Origin of the sequence: Nocardia sp. NPDC058519 (assembly GCF_042719755.1) — a bacterium.
Taxonomy (GTDB): Bacteria; Actinomycetota; Actinomycetes; order Mycobacteriales; family Mycobacteriaceae; genus Nocardia.
Map to the genome: position 1 here is coordinate 13,953 of NZ_JBHXNK010000012.1, position 14,221 is coordinate 28,173.

The window sequence follows — 14,221 nt, forward strand, 5'->3', positions numbered from 1 at the left end:
GCAGGCGGCAGGTGAGCGTGGTTGCCACCCTCATGAGGGCTGCCCTGAAGTCAGTCGAAAGTGACCAGCGCCAGGGCCGCGCCGGTGAGCAGATCGACCAGCTCGTCGACGGGCGGGCGCGCCTCGCGCAGCAGCCATTCGTGCGCCACGCCGTTGACCGCGCCCGTGATCAACCCGGTGGTCAGCTCGGCATCGCCGCGCAACCGCACGCCGACCCGCTCCAAGCCCCCCTCGATCAGTGCCGACCAGGCGTGCCTGCGGGTCCGGCGATGGTTCTCCAGCCGATCGCTCACCCCGACCACCTCGATCAGCGCCACCTGCGCGCGATAGGGGTCGGAGCCGAGCGACTCCAGGTACGCACCGAAACCGGCCCGCAGCGCGAGCTGCGGATCGGTCGAGCCGAGCGCGATCAGCGCGGTGCCCACCGCGGCCGCCGCGTCGTCCTGGATCCGGTCGTAGGCCGCGAGCAGCACGTCTTCGCGGGTCTCGAACTCCTCGTAGAACTGCCGCTTGGACAGTCCCGCCGCCGCGCACACCTCGGCGAGCGAGCACGTGGCGTACCCGCGTTCCGCGAAAATTCGCGTCGCTGCTTCCAGGAATCGCAGTCTGCGCTCGGCTTTTCGCGCGATGACCGTACGACCCCCATACCGCCTGTCCGCTGTAGTCACCTCTCCAAAGTATCTGAAACCCGGGATAACACTGACCTTTCCGGGTCGCTTCATCTATCCACCGAACAAAGGACGGCCGACCAGTGCTGAGCACCCGAGCATCGCGGACCGCATTGTCCGCCCTCGTACTAGCGGCGGGTGCGGCACTCGTGGCACCCACGCAGTCGATGGCTGCCCCGCAGTCCGCCGCGACGCAACCGAGTGTCCCCGCCATCGCGGAGAACGTCCCCTCCGGGACGCTGGCCGCGCTGGCACCGACGATCGTAGGCGCCATCTCCGCCCCCGGCCCCATCGCCGACGGCGGACAGGCCGCGATCCTGGCTCAGGCTCGCGTGCTGCTGGCCACGCCGGGCATCCCCGCGCAGGTCAAGTCCACCCTCGAAAGGGTCATCACCTTCCTCGACGGCAGTGGCGGCGGCGGTCCCGAACTGCCGCCCTCGGACGGTCCGCGCATCGCGCAGTTCCTGTACCCGACCATCGGCAAGGGCTGCATCGGCCCGACGTCGGATTCCGTCGGCACCGCGCTGGCCGTACCCGGCCCCGCCGAGCTGCCGCCGCCCGGACCGGCCGCGGGCCAGACCGGCTTCGTTTTCACCGCGCTCGGCACGAAAACCGCTACGGTCGTGCAGAATCCGCCGATGACGGTGCAGTGGGTCAATCTCGACAACCGCCGCACCGGCACCCAGCCGCTCACCACGGAGGCAGGTATCAACGCCGACGGCCCGGCCACCCTCACCGCTATCGCCGACACCGGTCCCGGCCGGGTCGCTGCCGTGATCACCGGTTCGCTCACCACGGCCACCGCCGATGGTGACCGCACCTGCTCGTTCGCCCCGACCCTCGGTTTCTTCTCCGTCGGCTGAGTCTCGCACCACGCAATTGGAGTTCGATCTATGAAGTTTGTCGTCCCCGGCCTGGTCAGCGGCCTGGCCGGCGCGGTCATCGGGGTGATTGCCGTACTCGGCATCACCGCGGGCGCGCAACAGAATTCGATCCCGGCGCCCGAGGAGTCCGGTGACCCGGGCTCGTCGCTGCTCGGCAACGTGCAGTACGGCTCGCGATGAGCAACGTACGCAGGCTCATCGCCTGCATCCTCGTCGGTCTCGGCGCGCTGCTGCTCGTGGCCGCTGTCATGATCCCCACCTACACGGTCGGCAAGGTCGGCAAGACCCCGCTCGATCTGCGCGTCACCACCATCGCCAAGAGCGTGCCCGGCGAGGAAAGCCTTGTGCTGGACGCGAAGTCGCTCACCTCGACTGAGGGCGCGGCCACGGTGAAAACCAATGTGCCGCTCGTTTCGCAGCGCTTCCTGACGGTCGAAGAGCCCTCGGACGCCGATGAGATGACCATCCAGGCCGGCCAGACCCTGCTTCGCGACGATCTGGATCCCAAGGAAGGCCTGCTCACCGCCTCGGTCGACCGCGTCACCATCGACCGCATCACCGGCGAGCCGATCGACGCCTCGCCCAACGGTTCGATCGCCGTGGCTCAGGACCCCAAGACGGGCGCCTCGATCGCCACCGAGCAGCAGCGCCGCGGCCTGCAGTACCGCTTCCCGATCGGCACCGAGAAGAAGTCGTACCCGTACTTCGACCTCAACGCCCGCGCCACCTACGACATCGATTTCATCGAGGAGTCGGAGATCAACGGCGTTCCGGTCTACCACTTCCGCCAGGACATCCCGGTGACGAACATGTGGGATGTCGTCAAGCACCCCTCGTATCAGCTCGCCCTGCCCGCCGCCAAGTGGGGCCTCGAGGGCACCGAACCGGTCACCATGACCCGCTTCTACACCAACACCCGCGACGTGTGGGTGGAGCCGAGGACCGGCGCGGTCCTCAAGGGTGGCGAGAAGATCCACATGTATTACGGCCGTAGCGCCGGCCAGGTCGATGTCTCCGTGCTGAAGTCGAACCTCGTCTTCGACGAGGAGACCATCAATGCCCAGCTCGCCATCACCCAGGAGAGCCTCGACAAGCTCGACCTGTTCGGCAAGACCCTGCCGATCATCCTTGGCATCCTCGCCGCACTGTTCCTCATCGGCGGCGCGGTCCTCGGATTCCTGAGCTCGGGCTCCACCTCGGGCCGCCCGTTCGATCCCCCGACCGAGCGGATTCGTTCCTCGAACCTGTAAGCCACCTGTCCACAACTCGGCCTCCCCCGGTCCTCAACCCGGGGGAGGCCGAGCTGTTTTCAGGATCGCGACAACTGCCGAACTCGGGCGGCCTCGCGGGTGAGGTGGTCGCGCTCGAGAACGGTGGTGGCTGTGCGGGCCGCTTCGGCGTACAGGGTCGCGGCCTGTTCGAGATCGCCCGCCCGTTCGAGTAGGTAGGCACGGGACGCACTGTGGCGCGGTAGTTCCGGGTCGAGATCTGCCAAGGCGGCCAGGCCTGCTCGGGGGCCGTCGGCCTCGCCGACCGCGACCGCGCGATTCAGGCGCACTACCGGGTTGTCGGTGAGAAGCAGAAGTTCGTCGTACCACTCCACGATCTGTATCCAGTCCGTGTCGGTGGTACTCGGGGCATCCGCGTGCAGGGCGGCGATCGCGGCTTGGGCCTGGTACTCGCCCAGGCGGTCACGGGCCAGCGCGGCTTGCAGGATCGTCACGCCTTCGGCGATGAGGTGTGTGTCCCAACGGGATCGGTCCTGTTCGGCGAGCGGAACCAAGCGCCCGCCCTCGGTGCGCGACGCACGGCGGGCGTGGTGCAGCAGCATCAGCGCGAGCAGCCCCGCGACCTCGGGTTCGCCGGTCGAGGCGGCGAGCTGGCGGGTGAGGCGGATGGCTTCGGCCGCCAGGTCGATGTCGCCGCTGTAGCCCTCGTTGAAGACGAGGTAGAGCACGCGCAGCACGGTCGTCGGATCGCTGGGACGGTCGAGCGGTAGGCCGGTGATCCGCTTCTTGGCCCGGCTGATCCGTTGCGCCATAGTCGATTCCGGCACCAGGTAGGCCGTCGCGATCTGCCGGGTCGTCAGGCCGCCGACCGCGCGCAAGGTCAGTGCGACGGCCGAGCCGGGAGACAGCGAAGGGTGCGCGCACAGGAAATACAGCCACAGCGTGTCGTCCGTGGCGGGCACCGGCCCGGCTTCCGGCTCGGTATCGACTGCGAATTCCCTCCCCCGCCTCGATGTTTCGGCCCGCGTCGCATCGATGAACTTTCGCCAGGCGGCGGAGACGAGCCAGCCCTTCGCATCGCGCGGTGGATCCTCGGGCCAGGTCTCCAGCGCCCGGATCAGCGCCTCCTGCACCGCGTCCTCGGCCGCCGCGAACTCGGCCCCGCGGCGGACGAGGATCCCGATCACCGCGGGGACGAGTTCGCGTAGTAGCGCGTCGTTCACTCGGTCACCGTGGGCAACTCCGTGTAGAACGGCCGCAGTTCGAGCCATTCCTGCACCGGCTTCCCGCCCGCGCCCGGTGCCGCCGACAGCTCCCCGGCCAGCTCGAGCGCCCGGTCATAGGTCTCGACGTCGATGACCATCCACCCGGCGATCAGGTCCTTGGTCTCCGCGAACGGCCCGTCGGTGACCGGCGGGCGCCCCTCGCCGTCCGAGCGCACCCACGTGCCCTGCGTGGACAGCGCCTGACCGTCGACGAACTCGCCGGTCGATCGCAGCCGATCGGCGAAATCCACCATGTACCGCACATGCGCGGACACCTCGTCCGGCGTCCACTGATCCATCGGCGCGTCGTTGACCGATGCGGGCGCGCCACGGTAGTGCTTGAGCAGCAGGTACTTGGCCATGATGTTCTCCTCGGTTCGTGTTCTTCGTGGGTTGTACCCCTGGGACGGAGCCGTTCGCGCGTTCTCGACATCCACGGCGAAAGAATTTCGGAGAATTTTTCGCCAGGAGTGAACGGCGCCACCTGCAGGAACAAACAGTCGGGGGTCCATGTTGAGTCAGCAAAGCTCAACTTTGGAAGGGTCGACATGACTTCAGCTCAGAACCTGCCGGTGCTGTTCCTGACCGATCCGATCGTGCTGCCGGGCATGGTCGTGCCCATCGAACTGGACGAATCCGCGCAGGCCGCCATCGACGCCGCGCAGGCAGCCAAAACCGGCTCGGTGCTGGTCGCGCCGCGCCTCGACGAGGGATACGCGTCCTACGGCGTGGTCGCCACCATCGAACAGGTCGGCCGGATGCGCGGTGGCGCGCCCGCGGCCGTGTTGAAGGCCGAGCGCAGGGCGCGGATCGGGCACGGGGTCACCGGGCCGGGGGCCGCGCTGTGGGTGGAGGCCGAGCTCGTCGAGTCGGTCGAACCCGACGAACACACCACCGCACTCGCCGCCGAGTACAAGAAGCTGGTCGTCGCCGTCCTGCAGCGGCGTGAGGCCTGGCAGATCATCGATATCGTCAACCAGCTCGACGACGTGGAGGCCATCGCCGACACCGCGGGCTACGCGCCGTACCTGTCCGATGAGCAGAAGCGCGAGCTGCTCGAGACCCCCGATGTCGTCGTGCGGCTGACCCGTCAGCTCGAGTGGATCAAGGACCACATCGCCGAGGTGGAGGTCACCGACAAGATCTCCGAAGACGTCCGCGACGGCATGGAGAAGAGCCAGCGCGAGTTCCTGCTGCGCCAGCAGCTCAACGCCATCCGCAAGGAACTCGGCGAGGACGAACCCGACGGCGCCGACGACTACCGCACCCGCGTGGAGAACGCGGACCTGCCCGAGAACGTGCGGGCCGAGGCGCTGCGCGAGGTCGGCCGGCTGGAGCGCGCCAGTGATCAGAGCCCGGAATCGGGCTGGATCCGCACCTGGCTCGACACCGTGCTCGATCTGCCGTGGACGGTGAAAACCGAAGACAGCACCGATGTTTCGGCCGCTCGCGCGGTGCTCGACGCCGATCACCACGGTCTCGACGAGGTGAAGGACCGCATGGTCGAGTACCTGGCCGTGCGATCGCGGCGGGCCGCGCGTGGCCTCGAGGTCGTCGGCGGACGCGGTTCCGGCGCGGTGCTCGTGCTGGTCGGTCCGCCCGGTGTCGGTAAGACCTCGCTGGGCGAGTCGGTCGCAAAAGCACTGGGCCGCAAGTTCGTTCGCGTTGCCCTTGGCGGCGTGCGCGACGAGGCCGAGATCCGTGGCCACCGCCGCACCTACGTCGGCGCGTTGCCGGGCCGGATCGTGCGCGCGGTGAAGGAGGCGGGTTCGATGAATCCCGTTGTCCTGCTGGACGAGATCGACAAGGTCGGCTCCGACTTCCGTGGTGATCCGGCGGCGGCGCTGCTCGAGGTCCTCGACCCCGCGCAGAACCACACCTTCCGCGACCACTACCTCGACCTGGACCTCGACCTGTCGAACGTCCTGTTCATCGCGACCGCCAATGTCATGGACACCATCCCCGGTCCCCTGCTCGACCGCATGGAGCTCATCACCGTCGACGGCTACACCGAGGCCGACAAGGTGGCCATCGCCCGCGACTTCCTGGTCCCCCGCCAGCTGGAGCGCAATGCCCTGACCACGGAAGAGGTTTCGATCACCGACGCGGCGTTGCGCGAGATCGCGGCGAACTACACCCGCGAGGCGGGCGTGCGTCAAATGGAGCGTCTGGTGGCAAAAGCCTTGCGCAAGGCGGCGACTCGCCTCGTCACGGGCGACCCCGCGAGCGTCGGTGAGAAGGCCGGGCCCGACAACGCCGCACTCGTCGACAAGGGCGAGCTGGGCGGAGGCGCGGTGCTCGGTTACGACCCCGAACTCGGCTACGACAACAACGTCATCGACATCGCCGCCGGTCCGCAGCCGGTCGGTCAGGTGACGAGCCTGGTGGTCGACCTCGACAACCTCACCGACTACCTCGGCCGCCCCCGCTTCACCCCGGATTCGATGGAACGCACCTCGGTGCCCGGTGTGGCGACGGGCCTCGCGGTGACCGGTGCGGGCGGCGATGTGCTCTACATCGAGGCCAACGGCGCCGAGGGCGAGCGTTCCCTCACCCTCACCGGCCAGCTCGGCGATGTCATGAAGGAGTCCGCCCAGATCGCCCTCACCTACGTGCGCTCGCACCTGGAGGAAATCGGCATCGAACCCAAGGTCCTCGATCGCAATATCCACATCCACTTCCCCGCGGGCGCGGTCCCCAAGGACGGCCCATCGGCGGGTGTCACCATGGTCACCGCCCTGGTGTCACTGGCACTGGGCCGCCCGGTCCGCGGCGATGTCGGCATGACCGGCGAGGTCACGCTGAACGGCAGCGTCCTGCCGATCGGCGGCGTGAAACAGAAACTCCTCGCCGCCCAGCGCGCGGGCCTGAAGACCGTCTTCATCCCCGCCCGCAACGAACCCGACCTCGACGAGGTCCCGGCAGAGGTCCTTGCCGCACTGAACGTCCGCCCCGTCGCCGACGTGGCAGACATCCTGGCCTACGCCATCGAACCGATCGCCGAACCCGCCGCCGACGGCAAAACCTTCGCCGTCAGCGCCTGATCCGAACTATCGACGGGCCGTGCACAGCTCACTGTGTGCGGCCCGTTGCCTTGTCCGGAGCAACCATCCTCGGCCGCATCGCTCACGATCGCGCGGATCTGATCCGTGCCGCGATTCCCGGCCTACCGGCTGACGGTCGGCGGCAGTACCGGGCCGTCCACGGTGACTACCGCCAGTTGATCGGTGTCGTAGTTGTCCTGGTCGTCGTCGAGGTCGAGGTCGTCGAGGTCGTCGTCGTCGAATTCTTCCGTGTCTTCCTCGGTGGAGGGTGCGAGGTCCTTTTCGACGCGGCGGGTGGTGCCCTGGGCGACCGCGCAGAGGATGGGTTCCTCGCCCTCGGTTTCGGCGTAGACGTCGCAGTGGGTGACGGCCTGGCGGCGGGTGGCGCCGAGGACGGTGGCGTGCACGCGCAGGCGTTCGCCCTGGGCGGGGCGCAGGTAGGTGATGGTGAAGCCGCCGGTGAGGACGTTGGGGCCGAGGACGGTGCCCGCGGCGAAGGTGAGGGCGTTGTCGGCGGCGTAGGCGAGCACCCCGCCGTGCACGAAGCCGAACTGCTGGCCGTGTTCTGGCTGGATATCGATGACGAGCGTGGCTGCGCCATCACCGAATTCGGTGAGCTCGGTGCCGACCAGACGGGCGAACGGCTGCGCGGCGAGCACCTGGCGCGCCAGGTCGAGGTCGAGGGTGGTGGCTTCGGTCGGCATCGGGTGTTCCGTTCTTCGAGCTCAGTCGTGATCGGTTGGCGCGCTACGGATATTGCCACGCCCGGTTACGCCGGATTCTCGGTGCCATGGGGTATGACGGAACTGTGCCCCGGTGGCTCCTGCATGTCGATCTCGACCAATTCCAGGCGGCGGTGGAATTCCGGCGTCGCCCTGAGCTGCGCGGTCAGCCGGTCATCGTCGGCGGCGAAGGTGATCCCGAACAGCCTCGCAAGGTCGTGACCTGCGCGTCTTATCCCGCGAGGGCCTATGGCGTGCATGCGGGCATGGCGTTGAAAATGGCCAAGCGCAAGTGTCCGGAGGGCGTTTTCCTGCCGGTCGACATGGCCGCGTACGAGGTGGCCTCCGAGGAGATCATGGCGACACTCGGCCGGGTGGCGGGTGCGGTCGAGGTCTGGGGGATGGACGAAGCCTTCGTCGCAACCGATGCCGATCCGTGGCATCTCGCCGCCGAAATCCGCACTGCCATCATCGAACTCGGCCTCACCTGTGCGGTCGGCATCGGCGACAACAAACTCACCGCGAAACTCGCCACCGGCTTCGCCAAGTCCGCGGGCAAGACCTCCGCCGAACCCGAACACGACGAGGGCGCGGCCGCCGGGATCTTCGAACTGACCGCCGCCAACTGGACCGAGCTCATGGGCCACCGCCCCACCGACGCGCTCTGGGGCGTCGGCGCCCGCATCGCCAAACGCATGGCCGACCTCGACATCACCACGGTCGCCGAACTGATGGCCGCCGACCGTCAGCGCCTGGCCGCCGAATTCGGCCCGAACACCGGCCCCTACCTGTGGGTCCTCGGCCACGGCAAAGGCGACACCGAACTCTCGACCACCCCGCGAGTCCCCGTGGGCCGCAGCAAATCCGAAACCTTCCCGCACGACCTCACCGACCCCGGCGACATCCGCCGCGAGGTCGCTCGCATCGCCACCGAAGTCGCCGAGGAAATGCGCGAACACCACCGCATCAGCACCCGGGTCTCGGTCACCGTCCGCACGAAAACCTTCTACACCCGCAGCAAACAGCAAAAACTCCCCACCCCCACCGACGACATCGCCGCCATCGTCGACACCGCCCTCGCGATCATCGCCCGCTTCGACCTCGACCGCCCGGTCCGCCTCCTCGGCGTCCGCCTCGAACTACTCCCCCACTGACCTGCCGGCTCAGGCAGGGGGAATTGACCGATTCCGGTGTATTCGTGATCATGATGTGTGAGTTCTCGCTCACTTTGTTCGGCTTTCTCTCGAGGTCCACCTGATGCCAGCCCATGCCGATCCCCAGCGCAAACGCCCCAAGCAGGATCGCGCGAAGGAGACACGAGCACGGATTCTCGAGGTGGCCGCTCAGCTGTTCGGTGATCGCGGTATCGCCAACACCTCGACCAACCGGATCGCCGCGGAAGCCGGCATGAGTATCGGCACCCTGTACCGGTATTTCACCGACCGCGAAGAGATCGTCAAGGAGCTCACCGGCAGCCTGTTCGCGCAGGCTGAGGAAAAATACAGTCAGCTGCTCACCATCTCGGTCGTCGACCGACCCCGGCGCGACGCGGTTGCCGAGATCATCCGCATCGGGGTCGAAATCCTGGTAGCCAACGGCCCGCTCGTGCGCGCCCTGTTGGCGGATCTGCAGTTCTACGGCAGTGGTATCCCCGAATTCGAACCCCGCCTGCGAATGGTCATCAAGCTCTACCTCATCCAGTCGCTCGGCCCGACCCATGGCCTCGACGTCGACACCATGGCCTACATCGTGCTCAACGCGGGCTTCTCCACCGCGCTGCGCTCGGTCAAGATGGAAGAAGAGGGCATGGACCGCGATACGGTGATCGACCAGACCGCCGACATGATCGCGCTCTGGATCACCACGCTGGCGCCGGCTGACGCACCCGGACACTGACAGTTGCCGGTGGTCAACCGTCCAAGTACAGGTACCTCCAAATCGGGGCTCCGAACTCGTATGCTCGGGCGATGGAGTTCTCAGCGATGGTTGCCCGTGAATCCGACGGTGGGATCGTGCTCGCCCGCGAAACGGTGGGGGATGACTTCCTCGGCACCGGGGACGTGACGATCAAGGTCCATTACTCGAGCGCGAATTACAAAGACCTGCTGGCGATTACACCGCGTGGTGGGGTGGTGCGCAACTACCCGATCGTGCCCGGTATCGACCTCACCGGTGAGGTGGTCTCCTCGGATACCGATGACTTCGCCCCTGGTGATCAGGTGATCGCGCACGGCTACGACCTGGGTGTTTCCCGCAACGGCGGCTTCGCCGAATACACCAGGGTGCCTGCCGAGTGGGTGGTGAAGCTCGATGGGCTCGACACCCGCGACGCCGCCACCATCGGCACCGCCGGCTTCACCGCCGCCATGAGCGTGCGGGCCCTGCTCGATCACGGCCTGACCCCCGACGACGGCGCCGTCCTGGTCACCGGCGCGACCGGCGGTGTCGGCACCGTCGCCATCGACATCCTCTCCGGCCTCGGCTTCGAGGTCATCGCCTCCACCGGCAAGACCGACGCCAGCGACCTGCTCGCCGACATCGGCGCCAACGAGGTCATCGGCCGACTCCCCCTCGACCCCGACGCCAAGCCGCGCCCGCTCAACAAGGCCAACTGGGCGTCCGCGGTGGACAGCGTCGGCGGCGCCTCGCTGGCTCACGTCCTCAGCGCCATCGGTTACGGCGGCGCGGTGGCGGCCAGCGGCCTCACCGGTGGCGCCGAACTCCCCACCACCGTGCTGCCGTTCATTCTGCGCGGTGTCAGCCTGCTCGGCATCGACTCGGTCCAGCTCCCGATCGAGAAGCGCCGCGCCCTGTGGACCGCGCTGGGCAAAGAGCTTCGCCCGCAACACCTTTCGACGATCGAGTCCTTCACCCCGATCACCGAGGTCGGTACCGTCCTGCAGTCGATCAAGGACGGCACCCACTCCGGCCGCACCGTGATCGGCGTAGCCAACGAGTTCTGAGATTCTCGGTTCCTAGACTGTCCGGGTGGCCCGAAACCGACGTCCGCCGGCAGAAGTCGTCGACGACACTTCGCAGACGCGCCGGATCTATGACGATCTGCGCCGCGCGATCATCACCGGGGAGTACCGCGAAGGCGAGAAACTGCCGGAGGCGCGCCTGGCCGCCATGCTCGGTGCCTCCCGTCTTCCGGTGCGAGAGGCCTTGGCGTTACTCGAGTTCGACGGCATCGTCAGCGCGTTGCCGCGACGCAGCGCGGTTGTGCGTTCCTGGGATACGACCGCGGTGGAGGAACTCTTCGATGTCCGCATCGGCTTGGAACCGCTCGCCGCCCGCCTGGCCGCCGCCCGCATCAGGCAGGGCCACGACAGCTCCCCGCTGCACGCAGCCTTGCGAGAAGCGCGGGAGGCCACCGATTCTCGTGATCCGCTCCGCATCGCCGAGACGAACGCGAGGCTGCACGGCGCCATCGTGGAACTGTCCGGCAACTCGCTGCTCACCCAGCTGATGCGCACCATCCTTGCCCGCATGGCCTGGCTGTTCTTCCTCACCACCGAACGCAACACCGAGCAACAGCGCGACGAACACCAGCACCTGATCGACGCGATCACCTCGGGCGACGAACGACTGGCCGAATACGCCATGCTCAGCCACACCGAAGCGGGCCGCACCCCCACCCTGGCCATCGTCACCGCGCTACGGCACCGTGGTCCCGGCCACTAGGAGCGCCGGGGCAGGGTCGGGTCCGGTTGGGCAAGCAAGTCGCCCGCGGTGAGTGATCCGGCCTGCTTCAACCGGCGCAGGACGGGGGAGAGTTCGAAGCTGTGGACGCCGTTCAGCGCGGCCATCTCGGTGGTCATATAGCGGTACAGCCGCTCGGCGTTCGCGCAGAACACCGTCGCGAACAGGTTGAACGGACCGGTCACCGCGGCGGTATAGGTCGTCTCGTCGTGGTCGGCAATGGCCCGGCCGACCGAATCCAGCTGGGCCGGAGCGACGTTGAGCCAGAGGAAGGCGGCGAGCCCCGAACCGAGCGCGGCAGGGGCGATATCGAGGTCGAAATAGAGGATGCCGCCGTCCTGGAGTGCGGCGACGCGGCGGATGACTCGGCCGAGTGACATGCCCGTCGACCTGGCGAGGACGGCATAGCTGGTGCGTCCGTCCCGGGCGAGCAGGTCGAGCAATGCGTGGTCGCCGGCTTCGAGCTGAATATCGGATCCCGGCGCGTCCGGGGCGCCCACCGGCTGTTGTGCGGTGCAGATGTCGCGGCGGCCGCGCCAGTCGACGGCGCTGCTGCCGACGAAACGGTGGATGATCATCGACGCGGTGATGTCGAGGACCGGTGCACTGCGCTGCAACCGCTGCACCAGCAGATCGTCGCGATCGCTCTGGGTGCGCGGGTGCAGCGAGAACGCGACCTCCGCACCGCCCGCGGCAATGCTGACCCAGGCCACATCGGCGCGCCGCGCCAGCGCCTCGGCCACCTTCACCGCGCCGTCGGGCCTGCACCGCACACGGATCAACCAATCGTTCTCACCCAGCGCGTTGGCATCGATCGACCCGATCACCCGGACAAAACCCTCGCGGCGCAGCCGCCGGTATCGGCGGGCGATCGTCTGCTCTGCGACACCGAGTTCACCGGCGATCCGACTGAACGAAGCACGCGGATCCAGCTGCAGGAAACGCACGATTCGCGCATCCATCGCATCGAGAACCGAGGTTTCTTTCGGGGGAACGCCAGCCATGGTAGGAAATTTACGCCGAGCCCGGATCAGGGCGACTTCATCGCCGTTGCCGACGCAAGATCGACGCCCGACCTTCGGAGTCTTTCGAGAGAGGACAACGGCATATGCGCAAGTGGCTACCGCTGCTGACTATCTGCCTCGGCACTTTCATGCTGCTGATCGACGTCACCATCGTGAACGTCGCACTACCCGAGATAGCAGGTGATCTCGACGCTTCGTTCAGCTCACTGCAGTGGGTCGTCAACGCCTACGCGCTGGCGATGGCCGCGCTCCTGCTCGGTGCGGGTTCGATCGCCGACCTGGTCGGGCACCGGCGAATCTACGTCGGCGGTCTGATCCTGTTCGCCGTCTCATCGCTGATCTGCGGTATCTCACCGAATCCCTCGGTGCTGATCGTCGCTCGCGTCGTGCAGGGTATCGGGGCGGCCGCGATGGCCGCGACCACCTTTCCGCTGCTGAACGGCTCGTACTCGGGCCGTGATCGTGGCGTCGCCTACGGCATGTGGGGTGCGATCGCTGGCGCGTCGTCGGCCGTCGGGCCGATCCTCGGCGGCATCCTCACCGAGGCGGCGTCGTGGCGGTGGATCTTCTTCGTGAACCTGCCGCTCAGCATCATCGCGATCGTTCTGTGTGTCGTGGCGCTGCGTGACATGACCGAAACCCACAGTGCCCGTATCGATGTGGCAGGCATGGCCGCCTTCGCGGTGGCCGCCGCGTCGGCGACCTACGCGTTGATCCGGGCCAACGAGCACAGCTGGTCGGATACCGGGACCCGGTCGATGTTGCTGGTCGCGGCCGTCGCGCTCGCCGCGTTCGTGGTGATCGAGCGCCGTTCTGCGCAGCCGATGTTCGATCTCGCGCTGCTTCGGGAACGGTCGTTTGTCGGCGTGCTGGTCGCGGCGGTGACGTTGTTCCTGGCAGCGTTCGCGGCACTGATGTACACCTCGATCTGGCTGCAGTCGGTGGGCGGTATGAGCCCGATCGAGGCCGGATTGGTCGGGCTGCCGCTGTCGATCATGGCGTTTCTGGTGTCCGGCGCGTTCGGCCGCTTTCTGCACGGCGCCAATCCCGGGCGGATCATCGGGAGCGGACTGCTCATGGTGGGTATCGGCGGTTTGCTCGGCGGCGTCTTCGTCCGTGACGACGCAGGCTGGCTTGCCCTCGTTCCCGGATACATCGCGATCGGTGCCGGTGTTGGACTCTCCACGGCCACCTTGGGTTCCGCGGCGATGGGAGCCGTCGCGCCACACCGTGGCGGCATGGCGACGGGCGCGGTCAACACCGCGCAGCAACTCGGGATGGCGTTCGGAATCGCGGCGCTCGGCAGTGTGTTCACCGCACGTGCGAAGGACGTCCTCGGCGCCCGGGCCGTGCCGGATATCGACGGCGCGGCGCGCGCGATCGCGGGTGGACGATCGTCGGTGCTGACAGCCGATGCCCCCGAGCAACTGCGGCCCGCGCTCCAGGAAGCGATACACGCCGCGGCGGTATCCGGCGTCCAAGGCACGCTGATCGCCTCGGGTCTGGTCGGTCTGCTCGGTGGCGTGCTGACGTTGGTATTGATTCGGCCGACTCACCTGTCGGGTACCGAGGAAGCCCCGAATGCGGAGGTCATGAAAGAGGTGGCGGGAGCATAGCCGCAGCCGATGGCGCCGCCCTGCAACGGGCGGCACCATCGTCCGAGGTCGACGGATAGGGGACTT

Annotated in this window: 13 protein-coding genes and 1 pseudogene; 9 read left to right on the plus strand and 5 right to left on the minus strand. The window is 67.6% G+C overall.

What is annotated here, in order from left to right; all coding sequences use genetic code 11:
• Positions 1-50: 50 nt before the first annotated feature.
• Positions 51-668: a TetR/AcrR family transcriptional regulator gene (locus ACFWPK_RS15575; RefSeq protein ID WP_378915942.1), complete on the minus strand. Its 618-nt coding sequence runs from the start codon at positions 666-668 to the stop codon at positions 51-53.
• Between the two features lie 83 nt (positions 669-751).
• Here ACFWPK_RS15575 and ACFWPK_RS15580 point away from each other — a divergent pair, with 83 nt between their 5' ends.
• From ACFWPK_RS15580 to ACFWPK_RS15590, 3 genes are read left to right on the plus strand one after another with little or no spacing between them, the layout of a single operon-like run.
• Positions 752-1,531 (plus strand): hypothetical protein, encoded by a 780-nt coding sequence (locus ACFWPK_RS15580; protein ID WP_378915943.1) that lies wholly within the window; start codon positions 752-754, stop codon positions 1,529-1,531.
• Between the two features lie 30 nt (positions 1,532-1,561).
• Positions 1,562-1,732, plus strand: coding sequence for a DUF2613 domain-containing protein (locus tag ACFWPK_RS15585; RefSeq protein ID WP_082844323.1), 171 nt, complete (start codon positions 1,562-1,564; stop codon positions 1,730-1,732).
• Entirely contained in the window at positions 1,729-2,802 is a 1,074-nt protein-coding gene (locus tag ACFWPK_RS15590) for a DUF3068 domain-containing protein (protein WP_378915945.1), read from the plus strand. The genes ACFWPK_RS15585 and ACFWPK_RS15590 overlap by 4 nt, the downstream gene beginning before the upstream one ends.
• A 59-nt stretch (positions 2,803-2,861) precedes the next feature.
• On the opposite strand, the gene ACFWPK_RS15595 is transcribed toward ACFWPK_RS15590, so the two are convergent.
• Positions 2,862-4,004 carry an RNA polymerase sigma factor gene (locus ACFWPK_RS15595; protein WP_378915949.1) on the minus strand — a complete coding sequence of 381 codons (1,143 nt, stop codon included), beginning with the start codon at positions 4,002-4,004 and terminating at the stop codon, positions 2,862-2,864.
• Positions 4,001-4,408 (minus strand): YciI family protein, encoded by a 408-nt coding sequence (locus tag ACFWPK_RS15600; protein WP_378915951.1) that lies wholly within the window; start codon positions 4,406-4,408, stop codon positions 4,001-4,003. Before ACFWPK_RS15600 ends, ACFWPK_RS15595 begins: the two co-directional genes overlap by 4 nt.
• 186 nt (positions 4,409-4,594) lie before the next feature.
• Here ACFWPK_RS15600 and lon point away from each other — a divergent pair, with 186 nt between their 5' ends.
• Complete coding sequence (gene lon, locus ACFWPK_RS15605) at positions 4,595-7,090, plus strand: endopeptidase La (protein ID WP_378915953.1); 2,496 nt, start codon at positions 4,595-4,597, stop codon at positions 7,088-7,090.
• Between the two features lie 296 nt (positions 7,091-7,386).
• Here the strand turns inward: lon and ACFWPK_RS15610 are convergent.
• Positions 7,387-7,794: pseudogene (locus ACFWPK_RS15610) on the minus strand (PaaI family thioesterase); the annotation flags it as partial.
• Between the two features lie 104 nt (positions 7,795-7,898).
• On the opposite strand from ACFWPK_RS15610, the gene ACFWPK_RS15615 reads away from it, so the two are divergent.
• From ACFWPK_RS15615 to ACFWPK_RS15630, 4 genes are all read left to right on the plus strand, one after another.
• Positions 7,899-8,966 carry a DNA polymerase IV gene (locus tag ACFWPK_RS15615; protein ID WP_378915955.1) on the plus strand — a complete coding sequence of 356 codons (1,068 nt, stop codon included), beginning with the start codon at positions 7,899-7,901 and terminating at the stop codon, positions 8,964-8,966.
• 103 nt (positions 8,967-9,069) lie between these two features.
• Positions 9,070-9,708, plus strand: coding sequence for a TetR/AcrR family transcriptional regulator (locus ACFWPK_RS15620; protein ID WP_378915957.1), 639 nt, complete (start codon positions 9,070-9,072; stop codon positions 9,706-9,708).
• A 71-nt stretch (positions 9,709-9,779) separates the two neighbouring features.
• Positions 9,780-10,775, plus strand: a complete 996-nt coding sequence (locus ACFWPK_RS15625; protein WP_378915960.1) for an acryloyl-CoA reductase — start codon at positions 9,780-9,782, stop codon at positions 10,773-10,775.
• 25 nt (positions 10,776-10,800) lie between these two features.
• Entirely contained in the window at positions 10,801-11,496 is a 696-nt protein-coding gene (locus ACFWPK_RS15630) for a GntR family transcriptional regulator (protein WP_378915963.1), read from the plus strand.
• Here the strand turns inward: ACFWPK_RS15630 and ACFWPK_RS15635 are convergent.
• Positions 11,493-12,518: an Lrp/AsnC family transcriptional regulator gene (locus ACFWPK_RS15635; RefSeq protein ID WP_378915966.1), complete on the minus strand. Its 1,026-nt coding sequence runs from the start codon at positions 12,516-12,518 to the stop codon at positions 11,493-11,495. The two genes, ACFWPK_RS15630 and ACFWPK_RS15635, sit on opposite strands and share 4 nt — an antisense overlap.
• Positions 12,519-12,622: 104 nt before the next feature.
• On the opposite strand from ACFWPK_RS15635, the gene ACFWPK_RS15640 reads away from it, so the two are divergent.
• The gene (locus tag ACFWPK_RS15640; protein WP_378915968.1) at positions 12,623-14,155 is read left to right on the plus strand and encodes an MFS transporter; all 1,533 of its coding nucleotides are present in this window, start codon (positions 12,623-12,625) and stop codon (positions 14,153-14,155) included.
• Positions 14,156-14,221 lie beyond the last annotated feature (66 nt).